At 68.5% G+C, this 22,120-nt stretch carries 17 protein-coding genes and 1 tRNA gene; 11 read left to right on the forward strand and 7 right to left on the reverse strand.

Annotation, left to right across the window (positions count from 1 at the left end; genetic code table 11):
* Positions 1-4: 4 nt before the first annotated feature.
* The gene (gene mfd, locus AC1RIF_RS01370) at positions 5-3,691 is read right to left on the reverse strand and encodes a transcription-repair coupling factor (RefSeq protein WP_492600111.1); all 3,687 of its coding nucleotides are present in this window, start codon (positions 3,689-3,691) and stop codon (positions 5-7) included.
* A gap of 107 nt (positions 3,692-3,798) precedes the next feature.
* Positions 3,799-4,389: a TetR/AcrR family transcriptional regulator gene (locus AC1RIF_RS01375; protein ID WP_492599578.1), complete on the reverse strand. Its 591-nt coding sequence runs from the start codon at positions 4,387-4,389 to the stop codon at positions 3,799-3,801.
* A gap of 221 nt (positions 4,390-4,610) precedes the next feature.
* Here AC1RIF_RS01375 and AC1RIF_RS01380 point away from each other — a divergent pair.
* From AC1RIF_RS01380 to AC1RIF_RS01405, 6 genes are all read left to right on the forward strand, one after another.
* Positions 4,611-4,681, forward strand: a tRNA-Gln gene (locus AC1RIF_RS01380).
* A gap of 303 nt (positions 4,682-4,984) precedes the next feature.
* On the forward strand, positions 4,985-6,463 hold the full coding sequence (gene glmU / locus AC1RIF_RS01385) for a bifunctional UDP-N-acetylglucosamine diphosphorylase/glucosamine-1-phosphate N-acetyltransferase GlmU (protein ID WP_492599579.1): 1,479 nt from the start codon (positions 4,985-4,987) through the stop codon (positions 6,461-6,463).
* The gene (locus tag AC1RIF_RS01390; protein WP_492599580.1) at positions 6,460-7,440 is read left to right on the forward strand and encodes a ribose-phosphate diphosphokinase; all 981 of its coding nucleotides are present in this window, start codon (positions 6,460-6,462) and stop codon (positions 7,438-7,440) included. The genes glmU and AC1RIF_RS01390 overlap by 4 nt, the downstream gene beginning before the upstream one ends.
* A gap of 66 nt (positions 7,441-7,506) precedes the next feature.
* On the forward strand, positions 7,507-8,139 hold the full coding sequence (locus tag AC1RIF_RS01395) for a DUF2461 domain-containing protein (RefSeq protein ID WP_492599581.1): 633 nt from the start codon (positions 7,507-7,509) through the stop codon (positions 8,137-8,139).
* Positions 8,140-8,284: 145 nt separating this feature from the next.
* Positions 8,285-8,962 (forward strand): hypothetical protein, encoded by a 678-nt coding sequence (locus AC1RIF_RS01400; RefSeq protein ID WP_492599582.1) that lies wholly within the window; start codon positions 8,285-8,287, stop codon positions 8,960-8,962.
* A gap of 21 nt (positions 8,963-8,983) precedes the next feature.
* Entirely contained in the window at positions 8,984-9,493 is a 510-nt protein-coding gene (locus AC1RIF_RS01405; protein ID WP_492599583.1) for a GNAT family N-acetyltransferase, read from the forward strand.
* On the opposite strand, the gene egtD is transcribed toward AC1RIF_RS01405, so the two are convergent.
* The 4 genes from egtD to egtA are packed head-to-tail and all read right to left on the reverse strand — an operon-like array spanning position 9,494 to position 13,744.
* Positions 9,494-10,465: an L-histidine N(alpha)-methyltransferase gene (gene egtD, locus AC1RIF_RS01410; protein ID WP_492599584.1), complete on the reverse strand. Its 972-nt coding sequence runs from the start codon at positions 10,463-10,465 to the stop codon at positions 9,494-9,496.
* 35 nt (positions 10,466-10,500) lie between these two features.
* The gene (gene egtC, locus AC1RIF_RS01415; protein ID WP_492599585.1) at positions 10,501-11,229 is read right to left on the reverse strand and encodes an ergothioneine biosynthesis protein EgtC; all 729 of its coding nucleotides are present in this window, start codon (positions 11,227-11,229) and stop codon (positions 10,501-10,503) included.
* Positions 11,229-12,539, reverse strand: a complete 1,311-nt coding sequence (egtB, locus tag AC1RIF_RS01420; RefSeq protein ID WP_492599586.1) for an ergothioneine biosynthesis protein EgtB — start codon at positions 12,537-12,539, stop codon at positions 11,229-11,231. Before egtB ends, egtC begins: the two co-directional genes overlap by 1 nt.
* On the reverse strand, positions 12,515-13,744 hold the full coding sequence (gene egtA, locus AC1RIF_RS01425; RefSeq protein WP_492599587.1) for an ergothioneine biosynthesis glutamate--cysteine ligase EgtA: 1,230 nt from the start codon (positions 13,742-13,744) through the stop codon (positions 12,515-12,517). The genes egtB and egtA overlap by 25 nt, the downstream gene beginning before the upstream one ends.
* A gap of 86 nt (positions 13,745-13,830) precedes the next feature.
* Here egtA and AC1RIF_RS01430 point away from each other — a divergent pair, with 86 nt between their 5' ends.
* From AC1RIF_RS01430 to pth, 5 genes are all read left to right on the forward strand, one after another.
* The gene (locus AC1RIF_RS01430) at positions 13,831-15,003 is read left to right on the forward strand and encodes an aminotransferase class V-fold PLP-dependent enzyme (protein ID WP_492599588.1); all 1,173 of its coding nucleotides are present in this window, start codon (positions 13,831-13,833) and stop codon (positions 15,001-15,003) included.
* A gap of 135 nt (positions 15,004-15,138) precedes the next feature.
* Positions 15,139-15,663 carry a hypothetical protein gene (locus tag AC1RIF_RS01435; RefSeq protein ID WP_492599589.1) on the forward strand — a complete coding sequence of 175 codons (525 nt, stop codon included), beginning with the start codon at positions 15,139-15,141 and terminating at the stop codon, positions 15,661-15,663.
* A gap of 156 nt (positions 15,664-15,819) precedes the next feature.
* A complete protein-coding gene (locus tag AC1RIF_RS01440) occupies positions 15,820-17,295 on the forward strand; it encodes an FAD-dependent oxidoreductase (protein WP_492599590.1) in 1,476 nt (491 codons plus the stop codon).
* A gap of 273 nt (positions 17,296-17,568) precedes the next feature.
* The gene (locus AC1RIF_RS01445; protein ID WP_492599591.1) at positions 17,569-18,156 is read left to right on the forward strand and encodes a 50S ribosomal protein L25/general stress protein Ctc; all 588 of its coding nucleotides are present in this window, start codon (positions 17,569-17,571) and stop codon (positions 18,154-18,156) included.
* A 110-nt stretch (positions 18,157-18,266) separates the two neighbouring features.
* On the forward strand, positions 18,267-18,845 hold the full coding sequence (gene pth, locus AC1RIF_RS01450) for an aminoacyl-tRNA hydrolase (protein WP_492599592.1): 579 nt from the start codon (positions 18,267-18,269) through the stop codon (positions 18,843-18,845).
* Positions 18,846-18,865: 20 nt separating this feature from the next.
* On the opposite strand, the gene AC1RIF_RS01455 is transcribed toward pth, so the two are convergent.
* Positions 18,866-22,060 carry a type I restriction endonuclease subunit R gene (locus AC1RIF_RS01455; protein ID WP_492599593.1) on the reverse strand — a complete coding sequence of 1,065 codons (3,195 nt, stop codon included), beginning with the start codon at positions 22,058-22,060 and terminating at the stop codon, positions 18,866-18,868.
* Positions 22,061-22,120 lie beyond the last annotated feature (60 nt).

Here is a 22,120-nt window from a genome sequence, read left to right on the forward strand (position 1 = left end):
GCGTTCACACCCCCGCCTGCACGACCGATTGCGTCGACACGTCCACCGAGCCGGCCGCCTTGCCGTCCATCGCGAGCAGGAAGTCCGCGATGTACTGCAGCAGCTCGACGTCGCGCACCCGATCCGATCCGATGCCACCGGAGCCCGCACGCGGCAACGGCATCTGGACCAGTCCGGTGGTGGCGCGGTACTGCGCGCTGGGGTAGATCCTCTTGAGGCGCAACTGCTTCGAGTCGGGAAGGCTCATCGGCGAGATCTTGAGCTGGGTGCCGGTGACGGCCACTTCCTCGATCTCGTACTCGCGGCACAGCAGGCGCAGCTTCGCGACCGAGACCAGGCGGCCCACCTCCTCGGGCAGTGGGCCGTACCGGTCGACCAGTTCCTCGACCACGGCGGCGATCGCCTCGGCGTCGGTGGCCGCGGCGAGCTTGCGGTATCCCTCGAGGCGGAGCCGGTCGCTGGTGACGTAGTCGGGTGGAATGTGCGCGTCGACGGGCAGGTCGATTCGCACTTCCTTGGTCTCCTGCTCGGTGACGACCGGGCGTCCGTCGGCGACTGCGCGGTACGCCTCCACGGCCTCGCCCACCAGGCGCACGTACAGATCGAAGCCGACACCCGCGACATGGCCGGACTGCTCGGCGCCCAGGACGTTTCCGGCGCCACGAATCTCGAGGTCCTTCATCGCGACGGCCATGCCGGCGCCGAGGTCGGAGTTCTGCGAGATGGTGGCGAGCCGGTCGTATGCCGTCTCGGTGAGCGGCTTCTCCGGCGGATACAGGAAGTACGCGTAGCCACGTTCCCTGCTGCGGCCGACGCGCCCGCGCAACTGGTGCAGCTGCGACAGGCCCAGCGAGTCGGCCCGCTCGACGATGAGGGTGTTGGCGTTGGAGATGTCGAGGCCGGTCTCGATGATGGTGGTGCACACCAGCACGTCGAACTCGCGCTGCCAGAAGCCCTGCACGGTCTTTTCGAGCGTCTCCTCGTTCATCTGTCCGTGCGCCACCACCACGCGCGCTTCCGGAACCAGATCACGAATCCGCTTGGCTGCCTTGTCGATCGAGCTGACTCGGTTGTGGACGTAGAACACCTGGCCGTCACGCAGCAGTTCGCGTCGGATCGCGGCCGCGACCTGCTTGTCGGCGTACGCACCGACGTACGTGAGCACCGGGTGCCGTTCCTCGGGCGGGGTGAGGATGGTCGACATCTCGCGGATCCCGGCCATGCTCATCTCGAGGGTTCGCGGGATCGGCGTCGCCGACATCGTCAACACGTCGACGTGCGTGCGCAGAGCCTTGATGTGTTCCTTGTGCTCGACGCCGAAACGCTGCTCCTCGTCGACGATGACCAGACCCAGGTCCTTCCATCGGACGCCGGTCTGCAGCAGCCGGTGGGTTCCGACGACGATGTCGATCTCCCCCTCCGCCAACTGCGCGATGATCTCCTTGGAGTCGCCGGCGTCGGTGAACCGGGACAGCCCGCGCACCTTCACCGGGAACGACGCCATCCGCTCGGTGAACGTCTGCAGGTGCTGCTGGGCCAGCAGCGTCGTCGGCACGAGCACCGCGACCTGCTTACCGTCCTGGACCGCCTTGAACGCGGCGCGGACCGCGACCTCGGTCTTGCCGTAGCCGACGTCGCCGATCACGACGCGGTCCATCGGGACCGGCTTCTCCATGTCGGCCTTGACCTCGTCGATCACCGTCAACTGGTCGTGGGTCTCCGTGAACGCGAAGGCGTCCTCCATCTCCTTCTGCCACGGGGTGTCCGGGCCGAAGGCGTGACCCGGCGCCGCCTGGCGAGCCGCGTACAGCTGCACCAGTTCGCCCGCGATCTCACGAACGGCCTTGCGTGCCTTGCGCTTCGTGTTGGCCCAGTCGGAGCCGCCGAGCTTGCTCAGGGCGGGCATCTCGCCGCCGACGTAGCGCGAGAGCTGATCGAGCGCCTCCATCGGCACGAACAGCCGGTCCCCGGGATGTCCGCGCTTGCTGGCCGCGTACTCGATGACGAGGTATTCGCGGCGGGCACCGCCGATGGTGCGCTCGACCATTTCCACGAAGCGCCCGATCCCGTGCTGGTCGTGCACCACCATGTCGCCGGCGTGCAGCGCGAGCGGATCTACCTGGTTCCGGCGCTTGGCGGGCATCTTCTTCCCGTCGCCCGCCGCCGCGACGCGATTGCCGGTGAGGTCGGCCTCGGTCACGATCACCAGCCCGGGGACACCGGCGGTGTCGTCGCCGGGCAGCACCAGACCCTCGTGCAGCGATCCGCACAGGACACCGACCAGTCCGCGGGCCGGCTCGGCGCCCGGCGCCAGTTCGCCCGCCGGAACGTCGGCGTCACGCAGCCGCTCCAGGACACGCTGTGCGGTACCGGAACCCGCGACCACGACCACCGCGCGGCCGCCGGTGGTGACGTGCCCGCGCAGATTCACGAACAGCATCGAGAGCAGCTCGTCGGATCCGCGCACCTCGGGCGCCGGCTGCACCGGCAGCACCGTCTCGTCCTCGCTGCCGGACGTCAGCGGGCTGATGGTCCACCACGGCCGGCCCTGCGCCTCGGCACTCTCCCGCACCTGGCGCAGCGAGCGGTACGCGGAGGCACCCAGATCGATGCCGCCGCCGATCACGGACGTGTCGATCGGTGCCGCACCGCCGATCGAGGCCGCTGTCCACGACGCCTCCAGGAACTCCTGCCCGGTGCGCACCAGATCGGTTGCACGCGTGCGGATCTTCTCCGGATCGCACAGCAGCACATGGGTGTCGCGGGGCAGCACGTCCGAGAGCAGCTGCAGTTCGCCGGGCTGGAGCAGCGGTAGCAGCGCCTCCATGCCCTCGACCGGGATGCCGGCGGAGAGCTTGTCGAGCATCTCGACCAGCGCCGCGTCGGCGGGGTTGTCGGCCGCCAGTTGCGCGGCCCGATCCCGCACCTGCCCGGTGAGCAGCAGCTCGCGGCACGGCGGGGCGATGACGGTGGTGACCTCGAGCTCGGGCAGCGAGCGCTGATCGGCCACCGAGAACGCGCGCAACTCGGTGACCTCGTCGCCCCAGAACTCGACACGCACGGGGTGGTCCGCGGTGGGCGGGAAGATGTCGAGAATGCCGCCGCGGACCGCGAACTCGCCACGCTTGCCGACCATGTCGACGCGCGTGTACGCGAGCTCGACGAGCCTCGAGATCAGGCCCTCGAACTCGTGCTCGGCCCCGACCCGCAGGATGACGGGCTCGATCTCCCCCAGCCCCGGCGCCATGGGCTGCACCAGCGACCGGACCGTGGTGACGATCACCTGCAGCGGCGGGCCGTAGTCGGGGTCCTGGGGCCGCGCGAGGCGGCGAAGCACCTGGAGCCGGCGCCCGACGGTGTCGGCGCCGGGCGACAGCCGCTCGTGCGGCAGGGTCTCCCACGACGGGAACTGGGCCACCGCGTCACCGATGATCTCGCGCAGCTCGACGGTGAGGTCGTCGGCCTCACGACCGGTGGCGGTCACCAGCAACAGCTGCGTCTGCTCGGCCAGGGCCGCGGCGACGAACGGCCGCACCGGGTTGGGGGCGACGATGTCGACGGCCGACCGGCCGATGTGCTCGCGCACCCTGCCGATGGCGCTGTCCGCGAGGGCCGTCCCGGCGAGCCCGGCGAGCGGAGTGGCCGGTCCGGACGAGGCCGCATGGGCGGAGGACGGAGCTGATGGGGACACGGAAGACAACGACGGCGCTCCTGATGTCGTGAAATGCAGACCGTACGATTCTATGCGCGTGCGCCGACATCGGGGCCGGGCGCCCGATCACGTGCGCACGGGCGCGGTCACTGCCCGAGCTGCGGGTCGGCCTCCAGGTTCGTCAGCCCGTTCCAGCACAGGTTCACGAGGTGCGCCGCGACGACCTCCTTCGACGGGGTGCGCTCGTCGAGCCACCACGTCGCCGTCGTGGCGACCATGCCGACGAGCGCCTGTGCGTACAGCGGTGCGAGTTCGGGATCGAATCCGCGGCGGGCGAAGTCACCGGCCAGTATGTAGCCGACCTGCCGAACCGCCTCGTTGAGCAGACTCGAGTACGTGCCCTCCGCCGCGGCGACCGGTGAGTCCCGGACCAGGATGCGGAATCCGTCGGTCCGTTCCTCGACGTAGGTGAGCAACGCGAGGGCGACCCGCTCGACCCGGATCCGTGAGCGGTTCTGGGTCAGCGACGAGGTGATCATTTCGAGCAGCTTGGACATCTCGCGGTCGACGACGACGGCGTAGAGCCCCTCCTTGCCGCCGAAGTGTTCGTAGACCACGGGTTTGGATACCTGGGCGCGCGCGGCGATCTCCTCTATGGAGGCCGCCTCGTACCCGCGTTCGGCGAAGAGTGTGCGTCCGATCTCGATCAACTGCTCCCGGCGCTGGGTACCCGTCATCCGTGTCCGCGGCGCGCGCTCGGCACTCTGGGATTCTCGTGATGGTCGCGACACTCTGGGGTTACCGTCCTTTCCGACACGCCGCACAGAACACCGACGGCGCTGGTAGAGGCCAGCTTATAGCTCCCCCGGGAAGCAAATTCGCCTACGGTTCGACGCGCGGCGCGTCGACATGCGAGGATCGTTCCCGCATTGCGAGCGACAGCTCGTGATCGCGGTAATCCGCCGTAGTGTAATGGCAGCACCTCTGATTTTGGTTCAGATAGTTCAGGTTCGAGTCCTGGCGGCGGAGCCCTCGCGGGCACTCTCCACTCTCTGCACATCCACTGGATGGAATGTGATTCCCAACACGACTACCGACCGGTAAGTTCGATGTTGCTACCGTCCCGTTAACTTCCGTTTCCGGACGAGACGCGTGTGGCCGTACGGTCGACCGATCCCGGGACCACCGGTTCCCCGGACGACCGCGCCACCCACGGCTAGTGTCGGGCGCGTTGCCATCACGAGAAGTCGTCGCGATATTCTTTGTCGGAACGTGCGCGACGAGTCCGCCCGCGCAAGCGGCCAAGCGTAGACCGAAACTCGAGGGAGCTTCATGCCACCGAAGACCGCCGTCATCGTCCTTGCCGCCGGTGCCGGGACGCGAATGCGGTCGAAGACCCCCAAGGTGCTGCACACTCTGGCCGGGCGCTCGATGCTCGCGCATTCCCTGCACGCCGCGGCGGCCGTCGAGCCCACCGAACTGGTCACCGTGATCGGACACGATCGCGACGCGGTCGGTGCCGCGGTCGACGAGGTCGCCAAGGACCTGGGGCGCGCCGTCGCGACGGCCGTGCAGCACGAACAGAACGGCACCGGGCACGCCGTCGGATGCGGATTGACCGCACTGCCCGACGACTTCGACGGCACCGTGCTGGTGACCGCCGCCGACGTCCCCCTGCTGGACGCCGAGACGCTCCGCGCACTCGTCGGCACCCACACGGCCGCGCCCGCTGCCGCGGTGACGGTCCTGACCTCGACGGCACCGGACCCCACCGGATACGGGCGAATCCTGCGCACCACCGACGGCGAGGTCGCCGCGATCGTCGAGCAGGCCGACGCCACCGAGTCGCAGCGCGCCATCACCGAGGTCAACTCGGGTGTCTACGCCTTCGACGCCACGACCCTCCGCGCCGCGCTGTCGTCGCTGAGCGCGGACAACGCGCAGGGCGAGCTGTACCTCACCGATGTCATCGCGATCGCGCGACAGGCCGGGAAAACCGTTCGGGCCCAGCACATCACCGACAACCTCCTCGTGGCCGGGGCCAACGACCGGGTCCAGCTGGCCCAGCTCGCCGGCGAGCTGAACCGCCGCATCCTCGAGCGGCACATGCGGGCGGGGGTGACCGTGGAGGATCCGTCGAGCACGTGGATCGACGTGGACGTCACCATGGATCGCGACGTCACGCTGCGCCCCGGTGTCCAACTCCGCGGCGCCACCAGCATCGGCGAGGACGCCGTCGTCGGTCCCGACACCACGCTCACCGACGTCACCGTCGGGGAGGGTGCGTCGGTGATCCGCACGCACGGCGAGGGCGCCGAGATCGGCCCCGCCGCGACCGTCGGCCCGTACACCTACCTGCGGCCGGGCACCGTCCTGGGCGCGTCGGGCAAGCTCGGGGCTTTCGTCGAGACCAAGAACGCCGACATAGGTGCACACTCGAAGGTGCCGCACCTGACCTACGTCGGTGACGCGACGGTCGGCGAGCACAGCAACATCGGAGCATCCAGCGTTTTCGTCAACTACGACGGCGTGAGCAAGAGCCGCACCGTCGTCGGTTCGCATGTGCGCACCGGATCCGACACCATGTTCGTCGCGCCCGTCCGCGTCGGGGACGGCGCCTACACGGGCGCAGGCACGGTCCTGCGCAACGACGTGCCACCGGGGGCGCTCGCCGTCTCGGGTGGCAAGCAACGCAACATCGAGGGCTGGGTCGAGCGCAATCGACCCGGCACTCCCGCTGCCGAGGCAGCGGCGCTAGCAGCCCAGCAACAAACCGATCGGCTAGAACCAAAGGATGGCGAAGACCAGTGAGCGCGATATCCAGCGACGTGCAGAAGAACTTGATGCTCTTCTCGGGCCGCGCACACCCCGAACTGGCGGAGCAGGTGGCCAAGGAATTGGACATCAAGGTCACGCCGCAGACGGCTCGTGACTTCGCCAACGGCGAGATCTTCGTCCGGTTCGAAGAGTCGGTGCGAGGCAGCGACGCGTTCGTGCTGCAGAGCCACCCGGCACCTCTGAACCAGTGGATCATGGAGCAGTTGATCATGATCGACGCGCTCAAGCGCGGATCCGCCAAGCGGATCACGGCGGTGCTGCCGTTCTACCCGTACGCCCGCCAGGACAAGAAGCACCGCGGACGCGAGCCCATCTCTGCCCGCCTGATCGCGGACCTGCTCAAGACCGCGGGCGCCGACCGGATCATCACCGTCGATCTGCACACCGACCAGATCCAGGGCTTCTTCGACGGTCCGGTCGATCACATGCACGCGCAGGGCCAGCTCGCCCAGTACGTGCGCGAGAACTACGGCACCGACAACATCTGCGTCGTCTCCCCCGATGCCGGTCGTGTGAAGGTCGCCGAGAAGTGGGCCGACGCCCTCGACGGCGCACCGCTGGCGTTCGTGCACAAGACCCGTGACCCGCTGGTGCCCAACCAGGTCAAGTCCAACCGCGTCGTCGGTGAGGTCAGCGGCCGCACCTGTGTGCTGATCGACGACATGATCGACACCGGCGGCACCATCGCCGGCGCCGTCGAGGTCCTCAAGAACGCCGGTGCCGGTGACGTGATCATCGCGACCACGCACGGCGTGTTCTCGGATCCGGCCGCCGAGCGTCTCGCGAACTGCGGCGCCAAGGAGGTCATCGCGACCAACACGCTGCCGATCCCCGAGGAGAAGCGGTTCCCGACGCTCACGGTGCTGTCCATCGCGCCGCTGCTGGCCCGCACCATCCAGGAGGTCTTCGAGAACGGCTCGGTGACGTCCCTCTTCAACGGCATCGCCTAGACGCGCTCTGCTGCCCGTGCCCGGTTCGCGCCTCGCGAGCCGGGCACGGGCGTAGCCTTTCGTAGTGTGTTCTCCGGATTCCCGACAGCCGCACTGGACTTCTACGAAGACCTCGAGGCCGACAACAGCAAGAGCTGGTGGACGGCGCACAAGTCCGTCTACGACACCGACGTCCGTGCGCCGATGGTCGAGTTGCTCGCCGAGCTCGAGCCCGAGTTCGGCTCCGGCAAGGTCTTCCGACCGCATCGGGACGTCCGATTCTCGAAGGACAAGTCGCCGTACAAGACTCATCAGGGCGGCTTCGTCGAGGTCTGCCCGGGTGTCGGGTTCTACGTCCAGATCGACGCGTCGGGCCTGTTCGTGGCCGGTGGCCACTACGCTCATACCCCCGAGCAACTCGCACGCTATCGCGAGGCCGTCGACGACGAGCGCCGCGGCCCATCCCTGAAGCGCATCGTGCGCAAGCTCGGGTCCGCCGGCTACGACATCGGCGGGGACCGTCTCGCCACCCGGCCCCGTGGGGTCGCGGCCGATCATCCCCGGCTGGATCTGCTGCGCCACCGCTCGCTCACGGCCGGACGCAACTACGGGTGTCCGGACTGGCTCGGCACGGCCGACGCGGCCGAGCAGGTCCGGGACGCCTGGCGGGCGATGCACCCCCTCGTCGACTGGTTCGGCGGCGCATTCGGGGTGACGTGAGTCGACCTGGATCGATGCGGAGAGTCGATGTGCCACAAGACTTTGCCCTCGATTGTGCAGCGCGGCCATGAGTTTGATCACGCCCGACGAGAAAAGTGGACCTCGGTGTAGCCGGGGTCGGAGCGGTGCCTTATTGTGGCTCGTCGTGATCGACGCGCAGACCCTGGAAAACCCCGCCGCCGCCTCTGTTCCGAATCCGCAACCGGTTCGCCGATGGACTCCCGGGTCTTGTGTGTGGTGTGGAAGCGCCGAATCGATCGAAGTGTTCCGCAACGAACCGCGCTGCGGCACGTGCCGTGAGCACGAGACCGTCATCGACGAGGCCCGCAAGTTCATGGGCATGTACGGCCTGCGTCCGATCGGCGGCACGTTGCAGTCCGACGACGACGAAGAGCGCGAGTGGCGAGTCAACGCCCGCGACGCCCGTGCGGCCCTGAACCAGATCCGTCTGCCCGAGCCGCCGGACCCGGCGCTCATCCGCAAGTCGATGCGCCCCAAGGCCGCTCGTATCGTGACCGCGTTCGAGGAAGAGTCGGCTCCGGCCCGCAAGGCCCCCGCGCGTCCCCGCACCGCGTCGTCCACGCCTGCCCCCGAGCCGACTGCCGCCGTCGCACCGGCGAAGAAGCTCGACGTCGCGGCGCTCGAGGGGCGGGTGACGGGCCTGCTGGACCAGCTCACCAAGGTGGACACGCAGATCGGTCTGGCCGAGGCCGCCCAGGGTCTGGCCGCACGCGCCCGCCTCAACGACCTCAACAGCCAGAAGGCGACCATCCTCCGTACGCTCGCGGCGCTCGAGAAGGCACGCCGCAGCGCGGGCGAGTAACGAAGGACGGGGAACGTCGGCATGGTGATTCGCGACGCGGTCGAGGACGATCTGCCCGGGATCCTCGAGATCCACAACGAGGCGATCGCCAACACGACGGCGAACTGGGACGACACGCCGGCCGATCTGGACGAGCGGCGGCGGTGGTTCGACGACCGCCGCCGACTCGGGTACCCGATCCTCGTCGCGGACGTCGACGGCGCGGTCGCGGGCTACGCGTCGTACGGGGCGTGGCGGCCCAAGAGCGGGTACCGCCACACAGTCGAGAACTCGGTGTACGTACACGTCGACCACCACCGTCGGGGTATCGCGACGGCACTCATGGCGCAGCTGATCGAGCGGGCGCGCGCCGCGCGCCTCCACGTGATCGTGGCGAGCATCGAGTCGTCGAACGGCACGTCGATCGCGCTGCACGAGCGCTTCGGGTTCCGGATCGTCGCCCAGATGCCCGAGGTGGGCCGAAAGTTCGACCGTTGGCTGGACATGACCTACATGCAGCTGACGCTGCCGGATCCGTTCGACGCCGAGTAGTCAGCCCCGGCGGGCACACACCAACGCGAACCGCTCGTTCTGGTCGGTCCAGGTCTGGACGTCGTCGAAGCCGGCCGCGGTGAGTTCCGCGCGGATGCCGTTCTTGCGGAACTTCGCCGAGATCTCGGTGCGGATCTGCTCGCCCGCAGCGAACTGCACCGTCAGGCCGAGATCGGATACCCGGACCGTCATCGCGGTGTCGGCCTCGAGCCGCATCTCGATCCATTCCTCGACCGGATCCCACAGCGCGACGTGCCGGAACCGGTCCAGGTCGAAGTCGGCCCCCAATTGTTTGTTCAACACCGAGAGCACGTTGAGGTCGAACTGGGCGGTGACGCCCGCGGCATCGTCGTACGCCGGCACCAGCACCGCGGGATCCGTCACCAACGCGACGCCGAGCAACAGATGCTCGCCCGCATCGAGGACGTCGGCGATACCGGCCAGGAAGACGCGGCGCTCGTCCGGCACGAGATTCCCGAGCGTTCCGCCGAGGAACGCGATCATCCGGTGCCCCCCGCCGGGCAGGTGGTGCAGCGAGTCGGTGAAGTCCCCCACGACCCCGTGGACGTCGATCTCCGGGAACTCCGACGCGATCCGGTGGGTCGCATCGCGCAGTGCGCTCTCGGACACGTCCTGCGGGACGTACTTCTCCAGCGAGCCCCGCGCGCCCAGCGCATCCAGCAACAGTCGTGTCTTCTCGGACGAGCCCGACCCCAGTTCCACCAGGACCTGCGGCGCCGCGAGAGCGGCGATCTCGCGGGCGTGTTCCTCGAGCAGGGCCCGCTCGGTCCGCGTCGGGTAGTACTCCGGAAGCCGCGTTATCCGCTCGAACAACTCGCTGCCGCGCGCGTCGTAGAACCACTTGGGCGGCAACCACTTGGGGGTCGCCGTCAGCCCTCGGGCCGCGTCCGCACGTAGCGCGGCCGCCAGTTGGTCCGGTGTGATGTGGACTTCCAGGGTCGGTGCTCTCATACCTCTCCGATCTCCAGAACCTTCTCGGATGACGCTCACAACGGGGTCGTGATCAGGTGGCCGGGACGCGCGGTGACGATGTGCCCGTCCGGTATCTCCTTCCAGTTGTGGTTGCGGTCGTACGGCTCGGAGCTGACGACCGCACGGTCATCGTCGACGAGCGCCGACAGGGAGTGGTCCCACGTGGTCGCCCACAGCTGCCGCCCGTCACCGAGGAGCATGTTCAGCCGCGACCCGGGCGCCACCTCGTCCACCGCCGCCGTCACCTGCATCAGCGCCACCTCGGGGCTGTTGTCGCGCAGGGCATGCCGCACCAGCAGCCACAACAGCGCCGAATCAGTCGGCGCCTCGAGCCCCAGCAGATCCACGGTGGGCAACCCGGACGCGGGACCGGTCATCGACTCGGGCCAGTTCGCGATCCGGCCGTTGAGGCTGAACGCCCAGTGCCCGGACACGAACGGGGCACAAGCGGTGCGCTCGACGGGCATGCCGACGGTCGCCGAGCGGATTGCGGCCAGGACCGCGTGCGAGCGGACCCGCGAAAGCATCTCGGGTAGCGCCGGATCCGACCAGATCGGCATCGCGCTGCGGTACCGCGACAACGTCGGCCCCCACCAGGCCGCGCCGAATCCGTCCGCGTTGATGGTGCCACCGCCGCGCATGTCCCGCGGATCCCACGACTGCCGCAGCAGAGAGAACTCCCCCGCCGATACCACCTCGCGGACGGACCGCGTCGGACCGATGTAGCCCAGGTGTCGGCACATCACACGTCCCGGGCACAACGGAAACCGGCGAAGATCTGACGCCGGATCGGATGATCCCAGTTCCGGAAGGTGCCCCGGCACGCGATCGGATCGGTGCCGAACGAGCCGCCGCGCAGGACCCGGTAGTCGCCGTCGAAGAACACCTCCGAATACTCGCGATACGGGAACGCAGCGAACCCCGGATAACCGGTGAACGACGACGACGTCCACTCCCACACGTCGCCCATCAACTGCTGCACGCCGAGTGGGGACGCGCCCGCAGGGTAGGCACCGACCGGCGCCGGGCCCAGATGACGCTGCCCGAGATTCGCTCGGGCCAGGTCGGGTTCGTCGTCGCCCCACGGGAATCTCCGCGAACGCCCGCTCACCGGGTGCCAACGCGCCGCCTTCTCCCATTCCGCCTCGGTCGGCAGTCGCTTGCCGGCCCACCGTGCGTACGCCTGCGCCTCGAACCAGCAGACGTGCACCACCGGTTCGTCGGGGGGAACGGGCTCGAGGACTCCGAAGCGGTGCCGCCACCAGTTGCCGCTCCCGTCACCGGTCCAGAACAGCGGCGCCTCGAGCCCGGACTCGCGTCGATGCCGCCACCCGCGTTCGCTCCACAGGTCACGCCGCCGGTATCCGCCGTCGTCGATGAAGCGCGCATAGTCGCCGTTCGTCACCGGAACGGTGTCGATCGCGAACTCCCCGACGTACACCCGGTGCGCGGGACGCTCGTTGTCCAGCGCCCACGGGTCGTCCGAGGTCCCCATGGTGAACTCGCCGGCCGGGATCACCGTCTCGCGCGCGACCACCGGCCCGCCGCGCGGGACCGGTGACGCCGTCAGCACTGTGGGGCCCTTCCGCAACTGGTGGGTGGCGAGCATCGTCTCGCCGTGCTGCTGCTCGTGTTGCGCGATCATCGCGAAGGCGAAGCCGTCATGTTCGAGCCGTCGCCCACGAAAACTGCTCGCGTCCAGAACGTCCCACACCTTGCGACGAACCTGACCGACGTAGCGCCGCGCCTCGGCGGGCCCGAGCAGCGGCAGCGTGGGGCGGGTGGAACGCGCGTGCTTGAATGCGTCGTACAGCTCGTCGATGTCCCGGCGGACCGGTTCACCCCCGCCCACGTCGCGGATCAGCCACAGCTCCTCCTGATTGCCGATGTGCGCGAGATCCCACACCAGGGGACTCATCAGCGGCGAGTGCTGAGCCACCAGGTCGGCGTCGTCGACGCACTCGGTCAGGGAGTTGCTGCGTTCCCGCGCCCGCAGCAGCGCCGTCTCCAACTGCTCGCGGACCCCCGTCACAACCGTTCTCCCGTCGGGCATCGCCCACGGCGACATCGCGCGGCCGCGTCACCGAGGGCCGATGCGAATCCCCGGTCGGGCGCGTGCTCGGCCGCGAGCTCGAGGAGATCGACCGCGGCAGCGCGCAGTTCGCCGTCCGCGAGCCCGTCCCGCGCCGCGTCGGACCACCGTCCTCGCGTCGTGGCGCCGACAGCCACGGCCACGCGGGTCGCGTCCGGTGCGCTCGACAACGCCTCGATCGCCGCGATCGGGACCCGCCACTGATCGCCCGGCTGGGCGTCGAAGTACCGCACCTCCAGGTGGCCGACCGCGCGTACCGGCGGGAAGACGGTGGTCAGGTGATAGTCGAGGTCCGCGTGGGTGGGCCGGCGTCCCAGTTCGTCGTCGAGCCCGCCGTCGATCCAATCCGCGAACGTCGCGCCGGGCGGTGCCGGCCAGGAAGGCCCGTCCCGGATCACACACAGCAGCGGGACGTCGAGGACCCAGCGTGCGTAGTCACCGACCGGATCCACCGTCACGTCGGCCGTTCCGGTGGTGCGCGGCGGATCCAACTCGAGCCACGTACGCATCCGCTGGGACGCCCAGTCCCCCGCGGGAATGCCGCACAGCCGCGGCGAGCACGCGAACGCGGCGATCAGGGCGGGCCCCACGGCGTGCAGGAGGTTCCACCGACGCGCCACCTCGTCGACATCGGCGCCGGCGTCCACGCTGACCTGCACGGCGGCGGTGTTGCACATCATGAGCTTGCCGAACGGGCCGATGCCCTCGAAGCGTTCCTCCATCGCCCGATACCGGGGCAGTTGGAGGAGCCGATGTGCCACCCGGCGCGTGTCGGCGGCGTCCGCATGGGCGGCGATGGAGCGGCGTGCGAGGAGGGTGCGCAGAACCCGTTCGTCGGAGGCGAGAGCGTCGCAGAGCGCGAGGACGCTGTCACGGGGAGCGCTGGAGAGTTCGATCTGCCCGCCGGGTTCGACGGTGACGAGACTGCCGGCGGGCAGTGGTCGGGCGGGGGAATCGGGAACGAGAGATCGGGGTGCGTGGGGGCCGAGAGCTGCGGCGATGGCAGTCAGATCGGGGCGCGTGGGAGCAGCACTGTCGTGCGCGGTGAGCCATTCGAGCTCCGCGCCGATCAGCCTCGGCGGACCGAGTTTGAAACAGACCCCGCCGACGTACGACTCCGCTGCGGGGCGCGACGTCAGACAGGTGGACTCGACAGCGACAACCATGCCATCCTCCCCTCGGGGGCGGTCGAGCGTCCTTCTCGAGGGTAGAGCCCGCTCCCCGTTGTGGCTACCACTGAGGAGGAATTGCCGTGCTCGATCTCGAACGGCTCAGGCAGGACACTCCGGGATGCCTCGAGCGAGTGTTCCTCGACAGCGCCGGATCGTCGCTGCCACCGCAGCCGGTCCTGTCGACCGTCATCGGGCACCTGCGCCGCGAGGCGGAGGTGGGCGGCTACGTCGCGGCCGCCGAGCGCGCCGACGACCTCGCCGCGGTCCGTCACTCGATCGCCCGATTGATCGGCGCGACACCGGCTGCCGTCGCCCTGGTCGACAGCGCCACCCGGGCATGGTGCGAGTTCTTCGGGGCCGTCCCGCTGGGCGCCGGCGACCGGATCCTGGTCTCCCGCGTCGAGTACGCCAGCAACGCGATCACGGCACTGCACCACGCCGACGCGGCCGGGGCGACGGTGGAGACGGTGCCCAGCGATCCCACCGGTCGGATCGACCTCGACGCCCTCGAACGGATGCTCGACGACCGGGTCCGATTGGTCTCGCTCGTCCACGTGCCCACCAACGGTGGGCTGATCAATCCGGTACGTGAGGTGGTCGACCTCGCGCACCGGCACGGCGCGCTGGTGCTGCTCGACGCGTGTCAGTCGATCGGGCAGGTCCCGATCGACGTCGACGCCCTCGGCGTGGACGCACTGTCGGCGACCGGGAGGAAGTGGCTGCGGGGTCCCCGCGGCACCGGATTCCTGTTCCTGCGGACCGACCTCGCCACGTCACTGATGCCGTCCGCTCTCGATCTCCATGGTGCGGAGTGGATATCGGCGGACGAATACCTGCCCGCACCGGACGCGACACGATTCGAACTGTGGGAGTGCGACGTCGCCGCGCGACTCGGTCTCGGCGCCGCGGTCGACTACCTCCTCGGCATCGGAATCGACTACGCCGCAAGAGCGATCGCCGATCGCGCAGATTCCCTCCGCGAGGGGCTGAGCGCGCTGCCCGGCGTCGAGGTCCGGGATCTGGGTGTCGACCGGAGCGGCATCGTGACGTTCACCGTCGACGGCGTCGATCCCGCACAGATCCGCGACCACCTCGCGAAACACCGGATCACCGTCACGGTGAGCGGACGCTCGTCGACCCTGCTGGACATGAGCGCACGCGGTCTCGACGCCGTCGTTCGCGCGTCGCCGCACTACTTCGTCTCCGACAGCGACATCGATCGATTCCTCAGGACGGTCTCGACACTGCGCTGACGCAGCGGCCACTCATGTCACATCTGACCCTCGAGTAACATTTCGGACAACTGTTTCGCAATGCTCACATATCTCCCTCGGTGCGCCGGTAGTCACATCACTGGCATCAACCAATCACTGGGGAGGAATTGAGTTATGCAACGCACCAAGGCCGCCGTTCTGTCGGCGGGCATCCTCGCGACGGGTCTCCTGCTCGCCGCGTGCAACGACGACACCGGGACGCCGGTGCCCGAAACCACGTCCACCGCACCCAGCACGACGACCTCGGCACCGCCCACGACCACGACAACGTCTGCGGGGCCGGGTGAGGCAGGATCCAGTGGGGCGGGTGGGACCACCGGTGGCGGTGGCGCAGTTCAACCGGCCGGTGGAACCGGCAACGGAGGCAACGGAGGCGGCCAGAACGCCGGGCCGGGAACACCGGCCCCGCCGGCATCGCCCGCGCCGGTCGGCGACCCGCAGCAGCCGCCGGCCGACCCGAACTCCGGAAATCCCGAGGGCGGGGAGAAGACAGATCCCGGACCCGTCTCGGGCGGGGACGGCACCCCTGAAGAGGGGACGGAGCCGGACGGCACCGGCGGCGGCGAGGGCGGCGGCGAGGGCGGCGGCACAGGTGAGGGCGAGGGCGGTACCGAAGGAGGAGAGCAGCCGAACGGCTGACCGATCGGGCGCGGCGCACTCCCCCGCCCAGGGTGATGCGTCGCGCCCGGCCCTCGACGGCACATATGTTCCCGCTGGGCGGGATGTGTGTGCCGTCGGACCTTTCGCGCATGTAAATGATCTGTGTCACACATTTATTCGCGAGAGGACGACCACATGGCTGACGCCACACCGATCCGACCGATCCGGGCCGATCAAGTCACCGAATGGGCCTACGAGGCCGACGTCGTCGTCGCCGGATTCGGTGTCGCCGGCGCCTCCGCTGCGGTCGCCGCGGCCACCGAGGGCGCCGAGGTGCTGGTGCTCGAGCGCACCGGCGGCTGGGGCGGCGCCGCGGCGATGGCCGGTGGATTCATCTACATGGGCGGCGGAACGCCCCTGCAGAAGGCGTGCGGTTTCGAGGACACCGTCGACAACATGAAGGCGTTCATGAAGGCGGCGCTCGGTCCGGGGACCGACGAGGCCAAGATCGACGCGTACTGCGAGGGCAGCGTCGACCACTACCACTGGCTGACCGACGAGTGTGGCGTCCCGTTCAAGATGAGCTTCTGGGGCGAGCCGGGCTGGGAGCCGCCGGGCGACGACGGCCTGCAGTACACCGGCGGCGAGAACTCCGCCCCCTTCAACGCGACCATCCCGCCCGCACCGCGCGGTCACGTCCCGCAGATGCAGGACAAGCACGTCAGCTCCGATAAGGGCGGCGGCTACATGCTCATGAAGCCGCTCACCGACAAGGCCGCCGAACTGGGCGTCAAGGCCGAGTACGACATGCGCGTGCAGGCCCTGATCGTCGACGCCGACGGTCGCGTCGTCGGCCTGCAGGCCAAGCAGTACGGCAAGGACGTCTCGGTCCGAGCCCGCAAGGGTGTCGTGCTCGCGACCGGCAGCTTCGCGTACAACGACGACATGCTCGAGGCGTACGCCCCGCGCCTGATCGGGCGGCCCGCGGCCTCCATCGAGGAGCACGACGGGCGCGCGATCCGCATGGCGCAGGCGCTCGGCGCCGACCTCGCCCACATGGACGCCACCGAGGTCGCGTTCTTCTGCGATCCGCAGCTGTTCATCCGCGGCATCCTGGTCAACGGCCGCGGGCAGCGCTACATCAACGAGGACACCTACCCGGGCCGCGTCGGCCAGGCCACGCTGATCGAGAACCAGAACCAGTCGTTCCTCGTCATCGACGAGGAGGCGTACGAGGAGGGCATGACCCGCCCGACGTCCAGCCCGCAGCTGCGCCACCAGCCCAAGTGGGTCGCCGAGACCGTCGAGGAGCTCGAGACCGAGATGGGGCTGCCGGCCGGAGCGCTGCAGGCCACCGTCGACGTCTACAACCGGCACGCCGCGAACGGCGAGGACCCGTTGTTCGGCAAGAAAACCGAGTGGGTCAAGCCGATCGGATCGCCCGTCGCGGCCATCGACCTGCGCGGGATGACCGGCGGCTTCACTCTCGGCGGCCTCCGCACCAGCGTCGACTCCGAGGTCCTGCACGTCTCCGGCGAGCCGATCCCGGGTCTGTTCGCCGCGGGTCGCTGCACGTCCGGCGTCTCGGCCGGCGGCTACGCCAGTGGCGCCTCGCTGGGTGACGGCAGCTTCTTCGGCCGTCGCGCCGGCATCAGCGCCGCGAAGGGCTGACGTTCCGCTCCTCACCGAATCGGCCCGGTCGACGCATCGCCGTCGACCGGGCCGATTCCCGCTTCCGCAGGTCGTCCGGTAGAGTGTTTCAAGTTGTCTCGGCGAGGGCGATTCGCGACGAACTTTTTCACGCTGAATCACCGTGATCGACGCGGCTACGGCTCCGCTCGAGCAGTCTGCACTGCTCCCCCGGCCGTCCGTGTCCGTCCGCCTCTCCCGCGACGACGACCGACCGCCAGCGAAATCTCACGTGAGTTGTAGGAGCCGTTCGAAATGTCTGACGATACTCGTCTTGTAGCCACCGCCCGTACCGAGTTCGGCAAGGGTGCCGCCCGTCGCGCACGTCGCGATGGCCAGGTTCCCGCCGTTCTGTACGGCCACGGCACCGACCCGCAGCACCTGAACCTCCCGGCTCGCGAGTTCGCCGCCATCCTGCGCGGGCACGGCACCAACGTCGTCATGACCCTCGAGGTCGACGGCAAGGAGCAGCTGGCGCTGACCAAGTCGGTCGTCGTCCACCCGATTCGCCGCTACATCGAGCACTCCGACCTGCTGATCGTCAAGAAGGGCGAGAAGGTCTCGGTCGAGGTTCCCGTCGTGCTCACCGGTGCTGCCGCCCCCGGCGCGCTCGTGACCGAAGAGACCACCACCATCAAGCTCGAGGTCGAGGCTCTGCACATCCCCGAGAACGTCGAGATCTCCATCGAGGGCGCCGAGGTCGGCACCCAGTTCCTGGCCGGCGGCGTCACGCTGCCGAAGGGCGCAGCCCTGGCTGACGATCCGGAGCTGCTGCTCGTCAACATCGTCGCCGCTCAGGCCGCCGAGCCCGAGGCCGCCGACGCTGCAGCCGAAGAGGCCTGAGCAGCTCCACGCTGAACGTCGTGCGGCGCGCCGAACCCGATTCGGGTTCGGCGCGCCGTTTGTCGTAGGACACCGCTGTCGTACGACACGGATCGTGAAAGGACACCTCGGTGAGCGACGAGAACGGCACCGCATTGGTGGTCGGCCTGGGCAACCCCGGGCCGCAGTACGAGAAGACCCGCCACAACATCGGTTTCATGGTGGCCGATCTGCTCGCCGCACGGGTGAGTGGAAAGTTCAGCGCCCACAAGCGCAGTGGCGCCGAGATCGTCCAGACCCGGATCGCGGGTCGGCAGGTGGTCCTCGCCAAGCCCCGGTCGTACATGAACCTGTCGGGCGGCGCGGTGTCCGGGCTGGCCCGGTTCTTCTCCGTCGAGCCCGGCAACATCGTCGTCGTGCACGACGAACTCGACCTCGACTTCGGCACCATCCGCCTCAAGCTCGGCGGCGGCGAGGGCGGCCACAACGGGCTGCGCTCGATCTCGAACTCCCTCGGCACCAAGGACTACCTGCGCACCCGCGTCGGCATCGGCCGGCCCCCGGGACGTCAGGACCCCGCCGACTACGTGCTCAAGCCGTTCTCGACCGTCGAACGCAAGGAACTCGACCTCGTCTGCGAGGAGGCCGCCGACGCCGCCGAACTGGTCCTGCAGCTCGGCCTCGAGGCCGCCCAGAACCGGCTGCATTGACCGCGCAGCCGGTGCACCGGTCAGGCTGCCATCGTCGGGGCGATGGCCTCCATCTGCTCGATGACCAGTTTGATCGCGGCCGGCTGACGGTCCGGCGGATACCCGTGCCGGGTCAGCAGTCGCTTGATCTGTGACCGAAGGCGGGCCTTGACGTCCTCCCGGACGGTCCAGTCGGTCGACGCGTCACGGCGCATCACCGAGACGAGTTCGCGGGCGATGTCGGCGAGCTTGCCCTCCCCCTGTTCCTCGACCGCCGACTCGTTCTGCGCGACAGCGTCGTAGAACGCGAGTTCGTTCTCGTCGAGCGGCGGCGTGAAGTGGCTGCCGCGATCCGATTCGGCGGCCACCTCCTTCGCCATCTCCACCAGCGCGGCGATCACCTCTGCGGAGGTGAGCTGGCTGTTGGTGTACTTCACCATCAACGACTGCAGCTTCTCCGAGAAGGCCCGGAGCCGAACCACGTTGTGCTTGGCGGACTTGCGCGCCTCGTCGTTGATCAGCTTCCGCAACGCCTCGATCGCCAGATTGGGGTTCTTCGCGTCCTGTGCCTTGCGGATGAAGTCGACGTTGATGTCTGCCAGCGACGGCTTCGGCATCCCCGCCGCGTCGTAGATGTCGAGGACCTCACCGGATTCGACGGACGCCGCCATCAACTGACGCAGCGCCCGTTGGATGTCCTCGGGTACGGCCTGACCGCGGGCGTAGCGTTCCTCCGCATCCCACTTGGCCATGTAGATGCGCACTTCCTCGAAGAACTGCGCGTTCGGGGCCTGCTCGCGGAGCGCCTCCTGACTACCGCAGATCGCCCATGCCCGCGACAGTTGCGACGCGAACTTGCGATAGCGGGCCGCGAGGGTCTCCTCGCCCTCCCCTACCTGGTTCTCTGGATTGCGGGGATCGCGCAGATAGTTGACGGTCGCATTGGCAGCATGGAAATAGGCTCGCGGACCGGGCTTCTGCAGCTGCGCTTTCCAATCGAATCCGTGCAGGATCTTCTCGATGATCGTGATGAGATTCTTCACGGTGTCGACGGCGGTGTCGATGTCGCGCCCCATCGGCTTCTGCTGCCGATCGGTCTCGGTGTACTCCGCCAGCGCGTGCGCGAGATTGTCGGCCAGCGGCGCGTAGGCGACGAGCAGTCCGTCCTGCTTGCCGCGGAACGTACGATTGACCCGCGCCAGCGCCTGCATCAGCAACGCGCCCTTGAGCGGCCGGTCGAGGTACATCGTGTGCAGCGGCGGCGCATCGAAGCCGGTGAGCATCATGTCCTTGACGATGACCAGCTCGAGCTCGTCGTCGATGTCCTTGATGCGCTTCTTGATCGCGGCGTTCTCCGAGTCCCGGCGCACGTGATCGCTGATAGGCGCCGTGTCGCTCGCGTTGCCGGAGTAGACGACCTTGATCCGCCCGGTGGACAGCTCGTCGCTGTGCCAGTCCGGGCGCAGCGCGACGATCTCCCGATACAGGTTGGCACAGATCTCGCGGGTGGCGCCGACGATCATCGCCTTGCCCGTCGCCGTCGGATTGTCCTGGGAATCGACGAACGGGCGCATCGCGGCCCGCCGGATCTCCCAGTGCTCCACCAGATCGGCGGCAAGCTTCTTCAACCGGGCGGGGGCACCGTAGACGGCGTTGATGACCGCGACGCTCTTCTCGATGCGGTCGCGTTCGGTGTCGTCGAGCCCGATCGTCGCCTCGTCGACGGAGGCGTCGAGATCGTCCTCCGAGATGTCCTCGGCGAAAGCAACTTTGACGAGCCGGCTCTCGAAGTAGATCGGGACGGTGGCGCCGTCCTCGACCGCCCGCGTCAGGTCGTACGTGTCGATCGTCGGGCCGAACACGTCCTGGGTGTTGCGGTCCTCGAACGAGATCGGCGTGCCGGTGAACGCGATCAACGTCGCGTGCGGCAGCGCGTCGCGTAGGTGTCGGGCGTAGCCGTCGAGGTTGTCGTAGTGGCTGCGGTGCGCCTCGTCCACGATGACGATGACGTTGCGGCGCGCGGTCAGGAGCGGATGGCTGGCACCCGAATCTCGCTCGTCCTTGGTGCGACCGAACTTCTGCAGCGTCGTGAAGTAGATGCCCCCGGTGGTTCGGCCGGACAGCTCCTGTCGGAGGTCCTCGCGCTTGCGTACCTGCTGCGGCTGTTCGGGGAGCAGCCGCGACCGCAGGAAGGTCTCGTAGAGTTGGCCGTCGAGTTCGGTTCGGTCGGTGATCACCACCACCGTCGGGTTGGCGAGCGCCGGATGCCGGATGACCTGGTTGGCGTACAGCTCCATCTCCATGGACTTGCCCGAGCCCTGGGTGTGCCACACGACGCCGGCCTTGCCGTTGCTGGCCACCGCCTGCACGGTCTTGCCGACGGCCTTGCTCACCGCGAAGTACTGGTGAGGCTTGGCGATCCGCTTCAGCAGACCGTTCTCGTCCCGGTCGAAAGCAGTGAAGTTGCGGAGCAGCTGCAGGAAACGTTCCTGGTTGAACAGTCCGTGCAACGCGGTGTCGAGAGGTGTCGTGCCGTCGGCGAGTGATTCGGCCGTGACCGGGGTGCCGTAGTCGTCGACGTTCCAGGGTGAGAAGTGGTTGAACGGCGTGAACGGCGTTCCGTACCGCGCGGTGATCCCATCCGAGATCACGTTGAAGACAGCGAATCTGAAGGCGAGCGGGAACTCCTTCAGGTACGTCCGCAACTGCGCGTGCGCCTGTACCAGACCGGCGTTCTCGCCGGCCTTCTTCAGTTCGACGACGCTGACCGGCATCCCGTTCAGGTACAGCACGACGTCGAATCGGCGGTGATGGTCGCCCTTCACCACGGTTACCTGGTTGACCGCGAGCCAGTCGTTGTCGTCCGGTTCCGCCGACAGCAGCCGGATGGTCGGCGTCGTCTCCTCGCCGGACTCGTCGACGTAGGTGATCTTCCGGAGCCCCTCGGTGAGGAACTGATGGATCACCTCGTTCTCCGCGATGGCATCGGTGGACCCTGCAGTCGAGACCGCGGCGACGGCCTCGTCCACCACGTGGTCCGGCAGGTGCGGATTGAACCGCGCGATCGACGCTCGTAGGCGCGGCACGATCAAGAGCTCGTCCCACGACGCCCGTTCACCCGAACCCGGCGCGATGTCCGCGCCCGCGGTGGGCTTCCACCCGAGTTCGCCGAGAACGTCGAGGGCCATCTGCTCCCAGTCGTTCTCGGTCAGCGCGCGGCTTTCGATCACTGCCATGTCCTCCCTCACAACAACACAACAGGGCAAACAGTACCGGGCATCCGCAACGGTCAATCT

The organism is Prescottella sp. GW823-FHT02E09 (genome assembly GCF_058797375.1).